At 67.9% G+C, this 17,381-nt stretch carries 14 protein-coding genes and 1 pseudogene; 10 read left to right on the top strand and 5 right to left on the bottom strand.

The window, feature by feature from the left end; all coding sequences use genetic code 11:
- A pseudogene (gene glyA / locus BMX29_RS18055) lies at positions 1–312 on the top strand (serine hydroxymethyltransferase); the annotation flags it as partial.
- A 178-nt stretch (positions 313–490) separates the two neighbouring features.
- On the opposite strand, the gene folD reads toward glyA, so the two are convergent.
- Positions 491–1,384, bottom strand: a complete 894-nt coding sequence (gene folD / locus BMX29_RS18050) for a bifunctional methylenetetrahydrofolate dehydrogenase/methenyltetrahydrofolate cyclohydrolase FolD (RefSeq protein ID WP_043847109.1) — start codon at positions 1,382–1,384, stop codon at positions 491–493.
- Positions 1,385–1,481: 97 nt separating this feature from the next.
- The gene (locus BMX29_RS18045) at positions 1,482–3,158 is read right to left on the bottom strand and encodes a formate--tetrahydrofolate ligase (protein WP_092815679.1); all 1,677 of its coding nucleotides are present in this window, start codon (positions 3,156–3,158) and stop codon (positions 1,482–1,484) included.
- A gap of 340 nt (positions 3,159–3,498) precedes the next feature.
- Between BMX29_RS18045 and BMX29_RS18040 the strand changes: the two genes are divergently transcribed.
- Positions 3,499–4,167, top strand: a complete 669-nt coding sequence (locus tag BMX29_RS18040) for a response regulator transcription factor (protein WP_217644404.1) — start codon at positions 3,499–3,501, stop codon at positions 4,165–4,167.
- A gap of 212 nt (positions 4,168–4,379) precedes the next feature.
- Here BMX29_RS18040 and BMX29_RS18035 read toward each other — a convergent pair whose 3' ends face one another.
- A complete protein-coding gene (locus BMX29_RS18035) occupies positions 4,380–5,153 on the bottom strand; it encodes an ion transporter (protein ID WP_092815676.1) in 774 nt (257 codons plus the stop codon).
- A gap of 212 nt (positions 5,154–5,365) precedes the next feature.
- On the opposite strand from BMX29_RS18035, the gene BMX29_RS18030 reads away from it, so the two are divergent.
- Genes BMX29_RS18030 through BMX29_RS18010 form a run of 5 tightly spaced genes read left to right on the top strand, consistent with a single transcriptional unit; the run spans position 5,366 to position 10,605 of the window.
- Complete coding sequence (locus BMX29_RS18030; protein ID WP_092815673.1) at positions 5,366–6,559, top strand: pyridoxal-phosphate-dependent aminotransferase family protein; 1,194 nt, start codon at positions 5,366–5,368, stop codon at positions 6,557–6,559.
- Positions 6,560–6,565: 6 nt separating this feature from the next.
- Positions 6,566–7,510 carry an HpcH/HpaI aldolase/citrate lyase family protein gene (locus BMX29_RS18025; protein ID WP_043847103.1) on the top strand — a complete coding sequence of 315 codons (945 nt, stop codon included), beginning with the start codon at positions 6,566–6,568 and terminating at the stop codon, positions 7,508–7,510.
- Between the two features lie 24 nt (positions 7,511–7,534).
- Positions 7,535–8,719: a malate--CoA ligase subunit beta gene (locus BMX29_RS18020; protein WP_092815670.1), complete on the top strand. Its 1,185-nt coding sequence runs from the start codon at positions 7,535–7,537 to the stop codon at positions 8,717–8,719.
- A gap of 14 nt (positions 8,720–8,733) precedes the next feature.
- Entirely contained in the window at positions 8,734–9,633 is a 900-nt protein-coding gene (gene sucD / locus BMX29_RS18015) for a succinate--CoA ligase subunit alpha (RefSeq protein WP_043847100.1), read from the top strand.
- 3 nt (positions 9,634–9,636) lie between these two features.
- Entirely contained in the window at positions 9,637–10,605 is a 969-nt protein-coding gene (locus BMX29_RS18010; RefSeq protein WP_092815667.1) for a 2-hydroxyacid dehydrogenase, read from the top strand.
- A gap of 25 nt (positions 10,606–10,630) precedes the next feature.
- On the opposite strand, the gene BMX29_RS18005 is transcribed toward BMX29_RS18010, so the two are convergent.
- Positions 10,631–11,014: a rhodanese-like domain-containing protein gene (locus BMX29_RS18005; RefSeq protein ID WP_043847098.1), complete on the bottom strand. Its 384-nt coding sequence runs from the start codon at positions 11,012–11,014 to the stop codon at positions 10,631–10,633.
- Between the two features lie 89 nt (positions 11,015–11,103).
- Positions 11,104–12,021: a LysR family transcriptional regulator gene (locus tag BMX29_RS18000; RefSeq protein WP_092815664.1), complete on the bottom strand. Its 918-nt coding sequence runs from the start codon at positions 12,019–12,021 to the stop codon at positions 11,104–11,106.
- A 122-nt stretch (positions 12,022–12,143) separates the two neighbouring features.
- Between BMX29_RS18000 and BMX29_RS17995 the strand changes: the two genes are divergently transcribed.
- From BMX29_RS17995 to BMX29_RS17985, 3 genes are all read left to right on the top strand, one after another.
- Positions 12,144–13,364, top strand: coding sequence for a urate hydroxylase PuuD (locus BMX29_RS17995; RefSeq protein WP_092815662.1), 1,221 nt, complete (start codon positions 12,144–12,146; stop codon positions 13,362–13,364).
- A gap of 244 nt (positions 13,365–13,608) precedes the next feature.
- Positions 13,609–15,483, top strand: coding sequence for a DNA mismatch repair endonuclease MutL (gene mutL / locus BMX29_RS17990; RefSeq protein ID WP_092815659.1), 1,875 nt, complete (start codon positions 13,609–13,611; stop codon positions 15,481–15,483).
- A gap of 62 nt (positions 15,484–15,545) precedes the next feature.
- On the top strand, positions 15,546–17,021 hold the full coding sequence (locus BMX29_RS17985; protein WP_092815656.1) for a DNA recombination protein RmuC: 1,476 nt from the start codon (positions 15,546–15,548) through the stop codon (positions 17,019–17,021).
- The last annotated feature ends 360 nt before the right edge of the window (positions 17,022–17,381 follow it).

Below are 17,381 nucleotides of genomic sequence, written 5' to 3'. Positions count from 1 at the left end.
GACCTGCGTCCCAAGGGCGTGAAGGGCAACGCGACCGAGGCCGCCCTGGGCCGCGCGCACATCACCTGCAACAAGAACGGCGTGCCGTTCGACCCGGAGAAGCCCACGGTGACTTCCGGCATCCGTCTCGGCACGCCGGCCGGCACGACCCGCGGCTTCGGCGAGGCCGAGTTCCGCCAGGTCGCCGACTGGATCGTCGAGATCGTGGACGCGCTGGCGGCCAACCCCGACGACACCGCGGACGTCGAGGCCAAGGTCCGCGCCGAGGTCGCGGAGATGCTCGCCCGCTTCCCGATCTATCCGGAATCGTGAGACACACCGCCCCGCTCCTCCCGGGGCGGTGCAAGCGACGGCACGGGCGCGGAGCGGTGACCTCTCGGCCCTCCAACTCCCCAAGCGGGCCACGCCGCCCGCGCCCGGCCCGAGCACCATTAAAAAACGCCCTCCGACCCGCGTCGGAGGGCGTTTTTCGTTTTCCCGAAGCTACGGATCAGGCGGTCAGGTCGTCCGGCTCGGCCAACCCGTTCGCCCGGCAGCACGCCGTCACGGTGTTCGCCAGCAGGCACGCGATCGTCATCGGTCCGACTCCGCCCGGCACCGGCGTGATCGCACCCGCGACCTCCGCGCAGCTGTCGAAGTCGCAATCGCCCACGAGCCGGGTCTTGCCCTCGCCCGCGTCGATCCGGTTGATGCCCACGTCGATTACCGTCGCGCCCGGCTTGACCCAGTCCTTCGTCACCATCTGCGGTCGGCCCACCGCGGCCACGAGGATGTCGGCGCCACGGCATACCGCCTCCACGTCCTTGGTGCGGGAATGCGCGATGGTCACGGTGCAGCTGTCGCCCAGCAACAGCTGCGCCATGGGCTTGCCGACGATGTTCGACCGGCCCAGTACGACCGCGTTCAGCCCAGACAGCGACCCCAGGCGGTCGCGCAGCAGCATCAGGCAGCCGAGCGGCGTGCAGGGCACCATGCTCTTCTGCCCGGTACCCAGAAGGCCCACGTTGGAGATGTGGAAGCCGTCCACGTCCTTGGCCGGCGAGATCGCGTTGATCACGATGTCCGAGTTCATGTGATCGGGCAGGGGCAGCTGCACGAGGATGCCGTGCACCGCGGGGTCCTCGTTCAGTTGCCGAATCAGCGCCAGCAGATCGGTCTCGGACGTGTCGGCGGGCAGCTTGTGCTCGTAGGAGTTCATCCCCGCCTCGACGGTCTGCTTGTTCTTGGATCGCACGTAGACCTGGCTGGCCGGGTCCTCGCCCACCAGCACGACGGCAAGGCCGGGAACGATGCCGTGCTCGTCTGTCAGGCGGCGGACATGCTCCGCCACGCGGGTCCGCACCTCGGCCGCGAAGGCCTTGCCGTCGATGATGTCCGCGCTCATGGCGTCTCCTGTTCGATGTTGCGAAGTGTCTGCGCGCCCGCCGCAGGACGGACGCGCGGGGCCGCCGGACGGGGCGGCGTGTGTCGGGAGCGGGGCTTCAGAACAGCCCCTCGACCTCGCCGTCCGGCCCGATGCGGATGCTCTCGGCAGCGGGCTGGCGGGGCAGGCCGGGCATGGTCATGATCTCTCCGCAGATCGCAACGACAAAGCCCGCGCCGGCCGAGAGCCGGACCTCGCGCACCGGCAGGTCGAAGCCCTCGGGCGCACCGCGCTGCGTCGGGTCGGTCGAGAACGAATACTGCGTCTTGGCCATGCAGACGGGCAGGGCGCCGTGGCCCTGTTCCTCCCACTCGGCGAGCTGCTTGCGCACCTTGCTGTCGGCGCTGACCGATCCGGCGCGGTAGATCTTCTGTGCAACCGTCTCGATCTTCTCCATCAGCCCCATGTCGTCGGGGTAGAGCGTCGAGAAGTTCGCGCTGCCCCCATCGGCGATCTCGGCCACGCGGGTCGCCATCTCGGTCATGCCCTTCGAACCGTCGGCCCAGTGCTTGCAGAGGATCGCCTCCGCGCCCTGGCCGGCCACGTAGTCCTTCACCGCCTGCACCTCCGCGTCGGTGTCGCCGGCGAAGTGATTTATGCCCACGACCACCGGCACGCCGAAGCCGGTCACGTTCTCGATGTGCCGCCCGAGATTGGCGCAGCCGGCCTTCACCGCGTCCACGTTCTCGGTTCCGAGATCGGCCTTGGCCACCCCGCCGTTCATCTTCATGGCGCGCACCGTGGCCACCAGCACCACGCAGTCGGGGGCGAGGCCGGCCTTGCGGCACTTGATGTTCATGAACTTCTCGGCGCCGAGATCCGCACCGAAGCCCGCCTCCGTTACCACGTAGTCGGCCAGCTTCAGCGCCGTCTTCGTGGCGATCACCGAGTTGCAGCCATGCGCGATGTTGGCGAACGGCCCGCCGTGCACGAAGGCCGGATTGTTCTCGAGCGTCTGCACGAGGTTCGGCTGCATCGCGTCGCGCAAGAGCACCGTCATCGCGCCGTCGGCCTTGATGTCCCGGGCGTAGACCGGCGTCTTGTCGCGGCGGTAGGCGACGATCATGGCCCCCAACCGGTCCTGGAGGTCCGACAAATCGGACGCGAGGCAGAGGATCGCCATGACTTCGGAGGCGACGGTGATGTCGAAGCCGGTCTCGCGCGGGAAGCCGTTGGCGACGCCGCCGAGCGACGTGGTCACCTGCCGCAGCGCCCGGTCGTTCATGTCGAGCACGCGGCGCCAGGTGACCCGGCGGGTGTCGATCTCCTGCTCGTTGCCCCAGTAGACGTGGTTGTCGATCATCGCCGACAGCAGGTTGTGGGCGCTGGTGATCGCGTGGAAGTCCCCGGTGAAATGGAGGTTCATGTCCTCCATCGGCACGACCTGTGCGTAGCCGCCGCCCGCCGCGCCGCCCTTCATTCCGAAGTTAGGACCGAGCGAGGCTTCGCGGATACAGATCGCGGCCTTCCTCCCGATCGCGTTCAGACCGTCACCGAGGCCCACCGTCGTGGTGGTCTTGCCCTCGCCCGCGGGTGTGGGGTTGATCGCGGTCACCAGGATCAGCTTGCCGTCGGGCCGGTCGGCCAGCCCGTCGATGAAATGCTGGCTGACCTTCGCCTTGTCGTGGCCGTAGGGCAGCAGGTGCTCGGACCCGATGCCCAGGGCCTCGCCGATCTCCTGGATCGGCCGTTTCTGCGCCGCGCGGGCGATTTCGATGTCGGATTTCGGTGCCATGTGGTCCTCCCGCGCAGGTTTTGGCCGCATGAAGCATGGAATGTCGGCCGCGGACAACGCTTCAGACGGCACTTCGCCGGGTCGGGCGTCACTTTCCATCCCCTCGGGGGCAGGGCGCCTACCCGTTCCGGCAGTCGGGCCCCCGAATGCCGCGCCGCGGCGGAAGAATACCCAAGAATACCGTGACTTCGTGACCCCGGCCCGCAACCTTTGGTGGACCGCCCGCCGTTTCGCGGGCGTCGAGGCGCGTGGAGCGGCGACCGGGGGAGGGACGCGGCGACGGCTGACGCCGCACTGAACGGACATGACGGATGACGATGACGGGACGGAGGAGACCGCGATGAACATGACGCCCAGGACGCTGCCGGCAGAGGCCGTGCCGCCCGCGGACGTCGCGGGCGCGCATCCCGTGCGCGTGCATCTCGTGGAGCCCAACCCGCTCGTCGTCTCGGCGCTCGGCGTCTGCTTCGCGGGCGATCCGCGCTTCGAGCTCTCGGCGTCCTGCGAATCCGGCGCGGCGCTTCTCGAGGCCCCGCGCGGCAGTTTCGACGTGGCCGTGGTGGCGTGGCAGACGACCGATATCGGCGCCGCCGAGATTCTGCGCGCCTGGCGCGCGGCGGGCCGGACCGAGCCGGTGACGGTGTTCTCCAACACCCGCGATCTCGGCACGGTGCGGCAGGCGGTGCGGCTGGGCGCGCAGGGTTACTGCTACCAGTTCGACGATCCCTCGGTGCTTTTCGACACGCTGCACGCGGTCGCCAATGGCCGCATCTGCGTGCCCTTCATCGACGTGACCGCGATCAACGACACGCCGCTGGCAAGCCTGACCGTGCGCGAGCGCGAGCTGCTCGACGTGCTGGCGCGGGGCTGGACCAACCAGCAGATCGCCAACCGCACCGGTATCTCGGAGAACACGGTGAAATATCACCTCAAGAACCTCTACGAGAAGCTCGGCGTGCGGAATCGGGCCATGGCAGTCGCGATCTACTCGCGCGAAGTCGAGGGCTGAGGACGGGATCGTCCGCCCCCATGCTCCCGAACGCGGCCCGCTGACCAGCCGATGCCATCGCGCTACTTCCAGTCAAGGGCAGTCGACGCCCGACGTCCCGCCCGAAGTTCCGGCATATCGCGCGACGCGCCACCTTCTTCTCGTTCCAAATACTCCCGCCGGAGGCGTCCGTCCGCCGGTGCCAGCGCTTCGCACGGACCGACGCGGCCCGGTCAGTCCCGTTCGGGCAGCCGGCGCTCGATCGCCTCGAGGCGGCGCAGCACCTCGTCGCGGTAATCCGTGGTCGCGGCCTCCGATTCCTCGGAATGCGCCTCCTGCATGGAGTTCACGATCAGGCCCACGACGAGGTTCACCACGGCAAAGGTGGTCACCAGGATGAACGGCACGAAGAACAGCCAGGCGAAGGGGTAGACCTCCATCACCGGGCGCACGATGCCCATGGACCAGCTTTCAAGCGTCATGATCTGGAACAGCGAGTAGGCCGACACCGCGATCGAGCCGAACCACTCGGGAAAGCTCTCGCCGAAGAGCGTCGTCGCCATGACCGAGGCGATGTAGAAGATCAGCGCCATCAGCAGGAAGACCGAGGCCATCCCCGGAAGCGCCGCGATCAGGCCCTCGACCACGCGGCGCAGGGTCGGCGCGACCGAGATCAGGCGCAGCAGCCTCAGGATCCGCAGCGCGCGCAGCACCGACAGCCCGTGCACGTCCGGCACCAGCGCCACCGCGACCACGGCGAAGTCGAACACGTTCCACCCCGAGCGGAAGAAGGCCGGGCCGCGTGCCACGATCTTGGCCACGATCTCGAGAACGAAGACGGCGAGGCACAGCCAATCCAGCGTGACGATCAGCGGGCCGGCGGCGGCCATCACCGCGTCCGAGGTCTCGAACCCCAGGATCACGGCGTTGAACAGGATCACGGCCGTGATCGCGTTGCGGGTTACCGGGCGGTCGAGAAGGGCGGCGAGGCGCTGTCGGGCCGTCATGGTCCTGTCCTGAAACTTTTGCGGTTGCAGCATCTCTATGGGGATGGGCCCGGGCGGCTGCAAGGCAGAGGCCGGGCGCCCCTCAACGGGTAGGCGCCCCCCACCCCCGGGCGCGCGAATCCTATCCGTCGGTGTGTGGGAGCGCGGGCCGCCCGCGCGCATCCTGACCAGGACAGAGACACGATGCATCACGCCCAAGGGAGGAGCGCGACATGCCCGGATACACCCACCTTTGCATTCCCGGCCCCACGAACGTGCCCGAGCGCGTCCGCATGGCCATGAACGTCGCGATGCAGGACATGCGCGCGCCGGACTTCCCCGAACTGACGAAGCCGATCTTCGAGAAGGTGCAGAAGGTCTTCCGCAACACCTCGGGCCGGGTGTTCCTCTACCCCTCCTCGGGCACAGGCGCCTGGGAGGCGGCGATCCAGAATACGCTGTCGCCAGGCGACAAGGTCCTGATGAGCCGTTTCGGCCAGTTCTCGAATCTCTGGGCCGACATGGCGATCCGCATGGGCCTCGACGTGGATGTCATCGATTGCGAGTGGGGCGAGGGCGTCCCGGTCGAAAAGTATGCCGAGCGGCTGAAGGCCGACAAGACGCACGATTACAAGGCTGTCTTCGCCACCCACAACGAGACCGCCACCGGCGTGACCTCGGATATCGCGGGCGTGCGCCGCGCGCTCGACGACGCGAACCACCCCGCGCTTCTCATGGTCGACGGCGTGTCCTCGGTGGGCTCGATCGAGTTCGACCAGGATGCCTGGGGCGTCGATTGCGCGGTGTCGGGCTCCCAAAAGGGCTTCATGCTGCCTGCGGGCCTCGGCATCCTGTCGGTCAGCAAATGGGCGCTCGAGGCGCACAAGACCGCGGAGTTCGGCCGCTGCTTCTTCTCGTTCGAGGACCAGATGAAGCACAACGACAACGGCTATTTCCCCTACACGCCCGCGACGCAAATCCTTCGCGGGCTCGACGTGTCCTGCGACATGCTGCTCGACGAGGGGCTCGAGAATGTCTGGGCCCGGCACCGGCACCTCGCCTCGGGGGTCCGGGCCGCGGTCGATGCCTGGGGCCTCAAGCTCTGCGCCAAGCGGCCCGAGCTGTGGTCCGACACCGTGTCGGCCATCGTCGTGCCCGAGGACAAGGACGCCCGCGACGTGATCTCGACGGCCTACAGCCGCTACAACACCTCGCTCGGCACCGGACTCGACAAGGTGATGGGCAAGGTCTTCCGCATCGGCCACCTGGGCTGGCTCAACGAGGGCATGGTGATGACCGCGCTCGGCGTGGCCGAGATGGCGATGATCGACGCGGGCTTCGACGTGAAGCCGGGCTCGGGCACCGGCGCGGCGGTCGCGCACTTCACCGGCGCCGCGGCGCGCGCGCAGACTATGGCCGCGGAGTAATCGCAGATGTCCCACACAGTTCACGGAATGCGCACCAACCGCCTTCAGAGATCCACGCTGGCGGTCCCGGCCTCGAACATGGAGATGGTGCGGAAGGCTGCTGACAGCGCAGCGGACGTGGTGTTCCTCGACCTTGAGGACGCCGTCGCGCCGAACGACAAGGAGCAGGCGCGCAAGAACGCGATTCAGGCGCTCAACGAGATCGACTGGCGCGGCAAGAACAAGGTCACCAGCGTCCGGATCAACGGCCTCGACACCCATTACATGTACCGTGACGTGGTCGACGTGATGGAGCAGGCCGGGCAGTTCCTCGACGTGGTGCTGATCCCCAAGGTCGGGCTGCCGCAGGACGTCTACATGGTCGAGGCGATGCTCAACCAGATCGAAATGGCCATGGGCTACGACCGGCAGGTGGGTATCGAGGCGCTGATCGAGACACCGCTCGGCATGGCCAATGTCGAGGCGATCGCCGCCGCGCCCTCGCGGCTCGAGGCAATGCATTTCGGGGTGGCCGACTACGCGGCGTTCCACAAGGCGCGCACGGTCAACATCGGTGGCCTGAACCCGAACTACCCGGGCGACCAGTGGCACGCGGCGCTCAGCCGGATGACCACCGCCTGTCGCGCTTACGGCATTCGTCCCATCGATGGACCCTTCGGCGACTTCAGCGATCCCGACGGCTTTCGGGATGCCTGCAAGCGTGGCGCTGCGCTGGGCATCGAGGGCAAGTGGGCGATCCACCCGAGCCAGATCGAGCTGGCAAACGATGAGTATTCGCCCACCGACGCCGAGGTCGAGCGCGCCGAGAAGATCCTCAAGGCTCTCGAGGAGGCCGCTGCCCAGGGCAAGGGCGCGGCCAGCCTCGACGGCAAGATGATCGACGCCGCGTCCGAGAAGATGGCGAAGAACGTGCTGGCCGTGCAGGAGACCCTGCGCGCCCGCGCCGCCTGAACCCCGCGAAAGGGAGGAAAGACGATGGATATCCACGAGTATCAGGCCAAGGAACTGCTGGCGAAGCAGGGCATCCGCCTGCCGCGCGGCGGGCTGGCCTACAGCCCCGAACAGGCGGCCTACCGCGCCTCCGAGATCGGCGGCGAATCCTGGGTGGTGAAGGCGCAGATCCACTCGGGCGCCCGCGGCAAGGCCGGCGGCATCATCCTCTGCAAGTCCGAGAAAGAGGTCGAGGACGCCGCCGAGAAGCTTCTGGGCGCGCGGCTCGTCACGCACCAGACCGGCGAGCGTGGCAAGATGGTGGGCCGTCTCTACATCGAGGAGACGGTTCAGATCGACCGCGAGATCTACCTCGGCTTCGTGCTGGACCGGAAGGAAGAGCGGATCATGATCGTCGCCTCCGGTCAGGGCGGCATGGAGATCGAGGAAATCTCCGAGAAGGAGCCTGACAGCATCGTGCGTCAGGTCGTGGACCCGGGCGTGGGGATGCTCGACTTCCAGGCGCGCGAGTTGGCCTTCGGGCTCGGGCTCGACGGGGCGCTGATCGGAAAGGCGGTGCAGGCGATCATGGGCTGCTACCGGGTGTTTCGCGACTACGACGCCTCGATGCTCGAGATCAATCCGCTGGTCGTCTCGCACGACGAGATCTACGCGCTGGACTGCAAGATGTCGTTCGACGAGAACGCTCTGTTCAGGCGGCCCGAGATCAGCGAGTTGCGCGACAAGAGCCAGGAGGACCCGCGCGAAACCTTCGCGTCGGATCGCGGCCTGAGCTACGTCGGACTCGAGGGCAATATCGGCTGCATCATCAACGGCGCGGGTCTCGCGATGGCCACGCTCGACATGATCAAGATCGCCGGCGGCGAGCCCGCGAACTTCCTCGACATCGGCGGCGGCGCAAGCCCCGAGCGGGTGGCCAAGTCCTTCCGTGCGGTGCTTCAGGACAAGAAGGTCGAGGTCGTTCTGGTCAACATCTTTGCCGGCATCAACCGCTGCGACTGGGTGGCCGAAGGTGTCGCCAAGGCGCTCGACGAAGTCGGCGTGCCGGTGCCGCTGGTGGTCCGGCTGTCGGGCACCAAGGTCGAGGAGGGGCGCCGCATCCTCGCCGAGAAGGCACCGTCGGTCATCGTGGCCGACACGCTCAAGGACGCGGCTGAAAAGGCGGTCGCGGCCTGGAAGGGCGGCAAGTCCGCCAGCGAAGCCGCGTAAGGGGAGGAACCGACATGGCAATCCTGATCGACGAAACCACGCCTGTCCTGATCCAGGGCTTCACAGGACGGATCGGCAATTTCCATGCCGGCGAGATGATCGACTACGGCACCAACGTCGTGGGCGGCACCACGCCAGGCAAGGGCGGGCAGACGCACCTTGGCCGCCCGGTGTTCAACACGGTGAAGGGTGCGGTGCAGGAAACCGGCGCCGAAGCTTCCATCATCTTCGTGCCGCCGCCCTTCGCGGCCGACGCGATCATGGAAGCCGCCGATGCGGGCATCAAGTACTGCACCTGCATCACCGACGGTATCCCGGCCCAGGACATGATGCGCGTGAAGCGCTACATGCGCCGCTACAAGGCAGACCTGAAGATGCGCCTGACGGGGCCGAATTGCGCCGGCACGATCTCTCCGGGCAAGGCGATGCTGGGGATCATGCCGGGTCACATCTACACGCCGGGGCGCGTGGGTGTGGTGGGCCGGTCGGGCACGCTGGGCTACGAGGCGGCGAGCCAGATGCAGGCGCACGGGATCGGCATCTCGACCAGCGTCGGCATTGGCGGCGACCCGATCAACGGCTCGTCCTTCAAGGACATCCTGCAGCTCTTCGAGGAAGATCCCGACACCGATGCCGTCGTGATGATCGGCGAGATCGGCGGCCCGCAAGAGGCCGAGGCGGCGGAATGGGCGCGGTCGCACATGAAGAAACCGCTCATGGCCTATGTCGCGGGCCTGTCGGCGCCCAAGGGAAAGAAGATGGGTCATGCGGGCGCCATCGTGCAGGCGTTCGGCGAAAGCGCGCAGGAGAAGGTGGAAATCATCCGCGAGGCGGGACATACCATCATCCCGAACCCCGCCTCCTTCGGTGAGACCGTGGAGGCCGTGCTCTCGGGCAAGAAGGCCGCAGCGTAAGACATGGCACAACCGAAGATCCTCCTCACGCGGAGGTGGCCGCAGGCGGTCGAGGACCGCCTGTCGCGCGACTACGACGTGACGCTCAACACTGACGACACGCCGATGACCGCCGAGCAGATCGGCGCGGCACTGGGTGACTACGACGCCGTCTGTCCGACGGTGTCGGATTCGCTGCCCGCCGCTTTGTTCGACGGCAAGATGCGGACGCGGATCCTCGGCAATTACGGCGTCGGCGTGAACCACATCGACCTCGATGCCGCTCGGGCCGCGGGGCTGACGGTGACCAACACGCCCGGCTGCCTGACCGACTGCACCGCCGATCTGGCGCTGACGCTGATGCTGATGCTCGCCCGGCGTGCCGGCGAGGGCGAGCGCGAGCTGCGCCGGGGCGACTGGTCCGGCTGGCGCCCGACGCACCTGATCGGCACCAAATTGTCGGGCAAGACGCTGGGCATCGTCGGCATGGGCCGGATCGGCATCGCCACGGCACGGCGCGCGCAGGGCGGCTTCGGCATGAAGGTAGTCTACTACAATCGCAGCGAGGTGGACCCCGCCGCGCTGAAGGGGCTGGAGGCCGAGCGGCTCGACACGATCGACGACGTGATGGCAGCGGCTGACGTGGCCTCTCTGCACATTCCCGGTGGGGGCGCCAACGCCAAGACGATCGGCGCGGCGCAGTTCGAAAAGCTGGGCGCGTCCGGAATGCTCATCAACACCGCCCGCGGCGACGTGGTCGACCAGAACGCGTTGATCGCGGCACTGGAGGCCGGAACCATCGCGGGCGCGGGCCTTGACGTCTATGACGGAGAGCCAAGCGTGCCCGAGGCCCTGACGCGGATGGAAAACGTGGTGCTGTTGCCGCATCTCGGCTCGGCCACGCTCGAGACGCGCGAGGCGATGGGGCACATGGTCGCCGACAATCTCGACGCCTTTTTCGCGGGCCGCGAGGTGCCGAACCCGGCGGGCTGAGCACCGCCGGGCCGGTCTGCCGGGTTCACTTTTCCGGCGTGACCATCTTGGGGGCGCCGGTGCTCATCTCGGTGGCGCGGTAAGGCAGCTTGGCTTCCTTCCAAGCGGCGAAGCCGCCCTCGAGATGTGCGATCCGGTCGAAGCCGGCCTCGGCCGCCCACTTCGCCATCCGTTCCGAGCGCAGTCCCGCGCCGCAATGCAGAACCAGCCGCTTGCCGTCCTGCGTCGGTAGCGCCTTGGGATCGAAGAACGCCATCGGGAAGTTCAGCGCGCCGGGGATGTGCTCCAACCCGTATTCGAGCGGGGTGCGAACGTCGATGAGGACGATCTCGCCCGCGTCGAGCCCCGCGCGCACTTCCTCTGTATCCCAGCGTTCGAAGGTGGCGCCGTTGAGGTCTTCGGTCTGCATTCTTTCGGCCCTTTCCGGTTTGTCCGAACTGGGAAGAAAGCCTCGGGGGCGGTCCGTGGTTCCCCCCGCCACTCGCCCCGCGGCAGACCTCAGGAGGGGGCGCCCACCGCCACGCCGGCGCGGCAGGCGGCGATCATCCGTTCGGCGAAGACGTGGACGCGGGGATCGGCGCTGGCCCGCGCCGGGCTGAGGCAGGCCAGCGGCACCGGGTCCGGCGGCGTCGCCTCGGCCACCCGCACCAGACGGCCGGCAGCCAGATGATCCGCCACCTCGAAATCCGGCTTGAGCGCGACCCCGAGACCGTCGAGCGCCCAGCCGGTCAGCACGTCGCCGTCGTCGCTCTCGACCGGGCCCTGCACGGCGAAGGCGCGGGGACCGTTCGGCGTGCGAAGGGTCCAGCGGAACTCCTGCGCGCCGGGGAAGCGCAGCATCAGGCAGTCGTGGCCATCGCGCACCAGCGCCTCGCCGTCCGCGGGCATCCCGTGCCGCGCCACGTAGTCCGGTGCGGCCACGAGGCTGCGCGGGCAGTCGGCGATGGCGCGCACTTTCAGGTCACTGTCCGCAAGAGGGCCGAGATGCAGCGCGAGATCGAGGCCCTCGGTCGCCATGTCCACCACCCGGTCGGTCAGGCGCAGGCGCACGTGCACGTCGGGAAACTCGGCGCGAAAGGCGGGGATGGCCGGTGCCACCACGCGTCGCCCGAGCCCCAGCGGCGCCGCGGCGAAAACCGTGCCGCGCAGCGCGTCGGCATCCTCGCGCACGCGTGCCTCGGCAGCGCTGACGGCCTCCAGAACCTCGCGCGCGCCATCGTAGAACGTGCGGCCCGCCTCGGTGGGGCGCAGCGTCCGGGTGGTGCGGTTGAACAGGCGCAGGCCCAGGTGCCGTTCCAGTTCGGCGATGCGGGCCGACGCCACGGCGGGCGAGCAACGTTGGTCTCGGGCGGCGGCGCTCATGCTGCCCAATTCGTAGACACGCACGAACATCCGCAGGTTCGTCAGGTAAGCCATGGCCGATTTCGCTGGGGCGACCGTTCGGTCTGATTTGAAACTGTCTCGCGAAGCCCAGCCTTAACAGCGCCCCGCCGGGGCGTATAGCGTCCGGGCGGATCGGCACTTTCGGAGGAACGGGCATGTACGACTTGGCGGCGATGGGCGCATGGGCGGAATTCGCGGTGCGCTGGCTGCACGTCATCACGGCGATCGCGTGGATCGGCTCGTCCTTCTATTTCATCGCGCTGGACCTCGGCCTGCGCCGCGATCGCGAGTTCGAGACCGGCGCGGACGGCGAGGAGTGGCAGGTCCACGGCGGCGGTTTCTACCACATCCAGAAGTATCTGGTGGCACCTGCGGCGATGCCCGAACACCTGACCTGGTTCAAATGGGAGAGCTACTGGACGTGGCTCTCGGGTGCGGCCCTTCTGGTGATCGTGTACTGGTTCGGGGCGGAGTTCTACCTGATCGACCCGGTGACGCTGGACCTCGCGGTCTGGCAGGCCATCGGCATCTCGGCGGCCTCTCTGGTCGTTGGATGGATCGTCTACGACCAGCTCTGCAAATCACCGCTCGGACAGCACACCACCGGCCTGATGGTCCTGCTGTTCGGCGTCCTGGTGGCGATGGCGTGGTTCTACACGCAGGTGTTCTCGGGGCGCGCGGCGCTGCTGCACCTCGGCGCGTTCACCGCGACGATCATGACCGGCAACGTCGCCCACATCATCATCCCCAACCAGAAGATCGTCGTGGCGGACCTCAAGGCCGGGCGGACGCCGGATCCGAAATACGGCAAGATCGCCAAGCAGCGCTCGACCCACAACAACTACCTGACGCTGCCGGTGATCTTCCTGATGCTGTCGAACCACTACCCGCTGGCCTTCGCGAGCCAGTGGAACTGGGTGATTGCATCGCTCGTGTTCCTGATGGGCGTGACGATCCGGCACTACTTCAACTCGATGCATGCCCGGAAGGGCAAGCCGACGTGGACCTGGGCCGCGACGGCGATCCTGTTCCTGCTGATCATGTGGCTCTCGACCGCGCCGATGTTCCGCGACAGCCCCGAGGAGGTCGCCGCCAAGGCCGCGCGCTTCACCGAGGCCGAGGGCTACACGCAGGTTGCCGACATCGTCATGTCGCGGTGCTCCATGTGCCACGCGGCCGAGCCTGTCTGGTCCGGTGTGCTCTGGCCGCCGAAGGGCGTGAAGCTCGAGGCCGAGGCCGACATCGCGGCCCATGCCCGCGGCATCTACCTTCAGGCCGGACTGAGCCACGCCATGCCGCCGGGCAACGTGACCTCGGTATCGGAGGACGACCGCGCCGCCATCCGCGACTGGTTCGCCGCGGCGACGGGCGGCTAGGTCGCTGTCCGCGCGGGCCGACCGTGCCTGAGGTTGGGTGCCGGGGGCGTCACGGCTGTGAGCGAAAACGACACCTTGCAGCCACCCCGGTTCGCGCTCTAACAAGCGCGCAGCGATGTGTCGGGCCGCGCGAACCTCCAAGACCCGACCCCAGCCTTTTCAAGACCCGACCCCAGCCTTTTCCGCCTTGTGACCCGGTGAACCCCATTGCCCGACTCGGCGCGCGGCTGCTAGGTTTAGTGGCATGAATACCCACAGCCCCAATATCCACGCGGACCGCCCGGTCATCCGCCAACTCGACGACGCCGCGATCAACCGCATCGCCGCGGGCGAGGTGGTGGAGCGCCCGGCCTCCGCGGTGAAGGAGCTGGTGGAGAATGCCATCGACGCCGGTGCGCGCCGCATCACCGTCGAGATCGCCGATGGCGGCAAGACGCTGATCCGCGTGATCGACGACGGCTGCGGGATGACGCCCGAGGATCTTCCGCTGGCCCTGTCCCGGCACGCCACGTCGAAGATCGACGGTTCGGACCTGCTGAACATCCACACCTTCGGGTTCCGGGGCGAGGCGCTGCCCTCGCTCGGCGCCGTGGGCCGTCTGACCGTGCAGTCGCGCGCCGACGGGGCCGAGGCCTGCGAGGTCCGTGTCTCGGGCGGCGTGGCCTCGGCGCCCCGCCCTTGCGCCCGCGACCGGGGCACCACCGTCACGCTCGCGGACCTGTTCTATGCCACGCCGGCGCGGCTCAAGTTCCTGCGCACCGACCGCGCCGAGAGCCAGGCGGTGGGCGAGACCCTTCGCCGTCTCGCCATGGCCGAACCAAGCGTGGGCTTCACGCTCCGCGACGTCTCGGGCGGTGGCGAAGGCCGCGTGACCTTCCGCGCCGACCCCGTCACCGGGGACCTGTTCGACGCCCTGCGGGGGCGGCTGGGGCAGGTCATGGGCACCGAGTTCACCACCAACGCGGTCAGCATCGACGCCACGCGCGAGGGCATCCGCCTCAGCGGTCTTGCCGGGCTACCGACCTATTCGCGCGGCTCGGCGGTGGCGCAGCATCTCTTCGTCAACGGTCGCCCGGTGAAGGACCGAACGCTGCTGGGGGCGCTGCGCGGGGCCTACCAGGATTTCCTGTCCAAGGACCGGCACCCGGCGGTGGCGCTGTTCGTAGACTGCGACCCGCGCGCCGTGGACGTGAACGTGCACCCGGCGAAATCCGAGGTGCGGTTCCGCGAGCCCGGCGTCGTGCGCGGCCTGATCGTCACCGCCCTGCGCCACGCACTGGCCGAGGCCGGGCATCGCGCCTCCACGACCGTTGCGGGGGCGACGCTGGGCGCCATGCGGCCCGAGCCCGGACCGACCGCGACGGGCGCGCCGCGCATCTACCAGATGGACCGCCGACCCTCACCGGCGGCGCGTGCCGCGTCCTACGCGGCGCAGGCGCCGGGCTTTGCCGAGATGGAGACGGCGTGGAGCGCGCGCACCGTGGAGCCCGACCCCGAACCCGTGGTCGAGACGCCCGAGCCCGAAACGCCGCCCGCGGCGCTGCCGCTCGGTGCGGCCCGCGGCCAAGTGCACGAAAACTACATCCTCGCGCAGACCGCCGATGGCCTCGTGATCGTCGATCAGCACGCCGCGCACGAGCGGCTGGTCTACGAGAAGCTCAAGCGCCAGATGGCCGAACGCGGCGTGCCCGCGCAGGCGCTGCTGATCCCCGAGATCGTCGAGCTTTCCGAAGGCGACGCCGCCCTGATCCTCGAAGCGGCCGACGACCTCGCCCGGATGGGCCTGACCGTGGAGCCCTTCGGCGGCGGTGCGGTGGCCGTGCGCGAAACGCCGGCGATCCTCGGCGAGGTGAATGCCGAGGCGCTCTTGCGCGACATCCTCGACGAACTGGCCGACGGCGGCGCGTCGTCGCTGGTGCAGGACAAGGTGGAGGCGATCCTCAGCCGGGTGGCCTGCCACGGCTCGGTCCGGTCGGGCCGGAGGATGCACGCGGATGAGATGAATGCGCTGCTGCGGGAAATGGAGGCCACGCCCCATTCCGGTCAGTGCAACCACGGTCGGCCCACCTACGTCGAATTGAAGCTGTCGGACATAGAGCGTCTGTTCGGCCGCACTTGACGGAATTCGCAGCGGCTCGTCCAATGCGCCTGAAGGCAAGTATATATTCGGAAAGTCAGTAAATGGAATTCCTGCTCGATACGTTGGGGCCGGCCTGGCCGGTCGTTCTGGGGGCCGCGGCTTTGGCCCTGGTTCTCGCAGTGGTGGCCATCGTCCTGCGCGGGCGCCTGGCCGCGACACGGCGCGAGACCGCGGACCTGTCGCGCAGCCTTGAGGCGGAACGGGCCGCGCTGGCCGAGGAACGCGCGCAGCGCTCGGACCTTGCCACGCAGCTTTCCGCCGCGACAACCCGCGCCGAACGTCTGCCCGAGGTCGAGCAGGCGCTAAGCCGCGAGAGGAGCGCTCGTTACGAGGCGCAGGAAATCAACGCGCGGCTCGAAACGGAAATGGCGGCGCTGAAACAGTCGAACGAGGAAAAGCTCGCCGAATTGCGCGATATCCGGAAACAGCTGGAAGAGAAATTCTCGACCCTTGCCGGATCGGTGCTCGAGGACAATTCAAAGCGCTTCCTCAATCTGGTGAGCGAGCGATTCGAGAAGCACAAGGAATCCGCCGACAAGGAACTGTCCACGCGACAGGAGGCGATCGGCAATCTCGTGAAGCCGCTGCAGGACCGGCTGTCCAGGTTCGACGAGCGCATGGGCGAGATCGAGAAGGCCCGCAACGAGGCCTACGGCGCGATCCGCACTCAGGTCGAGCAGCTGACGCTGGGCCAGACCACCCTGAACGCCGAGACCCGCAAGCTGGTGCAGGCGCTACGCGCGCCCAAGACGCGGGGCCGCTGGGGCGAAATGCAGCTCCGCCAGGTGTTCGAGATGGCCGGCATGACCGAGGAGGTCGACTTCCTCTCCGAATCCTCGATGGAGACGGATGACGGGCGGCGGCGTCCCGACGCGCAGGTCCGTATTCCGGGCGGCAAGAGCATCATCGTCGATGCCAAGACCCCGCTCGACGCCTATCTCGACGCGCTCGAGGCCGAGACGCCCGAGCTGCGCGAGACCCACATCACCCGGCACGCCCGGCAAGTGCGCGAGCACATCAAGGGGCTGGCATCGAAGGCCTACCAGGACCAGCTCGATTCGACGCCCGACTTCGTCGTCATGTTCATCCCCGGCGAGACCTTCGTGTCGGCGGCCTGCGAAGCAGATCCGGGTCTTCTGGAGTTCGGCTTCGAGAAGCGCGTGCTGATCGCCACGCCGACCACTCTGATGGCGTTGATCAAGGCCATCGCCTACGGCTGGCAGCAGGAAAAGATGGCCGAGAACGCCGCCGAGGTTCAACGCGTGGCGCGCGAGATTTACGAGCGGCTCGGCACTTTTGCCGGCCATCTCGACAAGGTCGGCCGCAGCCTTCGTGCCTCTGTCGAGTCTTACAACAAGTCGGTCGGCTCGCTCGAGGGGCGGGTTCTGCCCTCGGCCCGAAAGTTCGAGAGCCTGAGTGTCGTGGCGCCGAACGAGAGCCTCGATCAGGTGAGCCATGTGGAAGGCGAGCCGCGCAATCTTCAGGCCCGCGAGCTGATCCAGGACACGTCCTCCTGACCGGCGCAGGGGCGCACACCCGATCTTTCAGGCATTTCCTCTTTGCCGGAGCGGTCTAGCTGACGCATTCTGACGTGGCGTTCGGCCGCACCGCCGGCGCCGGACGGACCGTGACCCGCCCACGAGAGGCGGGCCGGACCGCACCGAGGGAGGATGCCGTGGACACGATCCGGCTAGATACATGTTTAACGCTGAACTATCCGTCATGCGGCGACCGCAGGACTGATATTCGCCGCGCGTGGTGTATCCCCGGGTCCTTGCCTGCTATCCCATTGTTCATTGAGGAGAGTGCCGGCCGGCTTGGCCGGGCACGCGGACCCGTGGGAGGGGTGGTCGAATAAATGTTCACCGTTAAACAGA

This window comes from Roseivivax marinus (genome assembly GCF_900109705.1).
Taxonomy (GTDB): Bacteria; Pseudomonadota; Alphaproteobacteria; order Rhodobacterales; family Rhodobacteraceae; genus Roseivivax; species Roseivivax marinus.
Note: the sequence above shows the minus strand (reverse complement) of the source record. Positions and strands in the feature narration are given on the sequence as shown.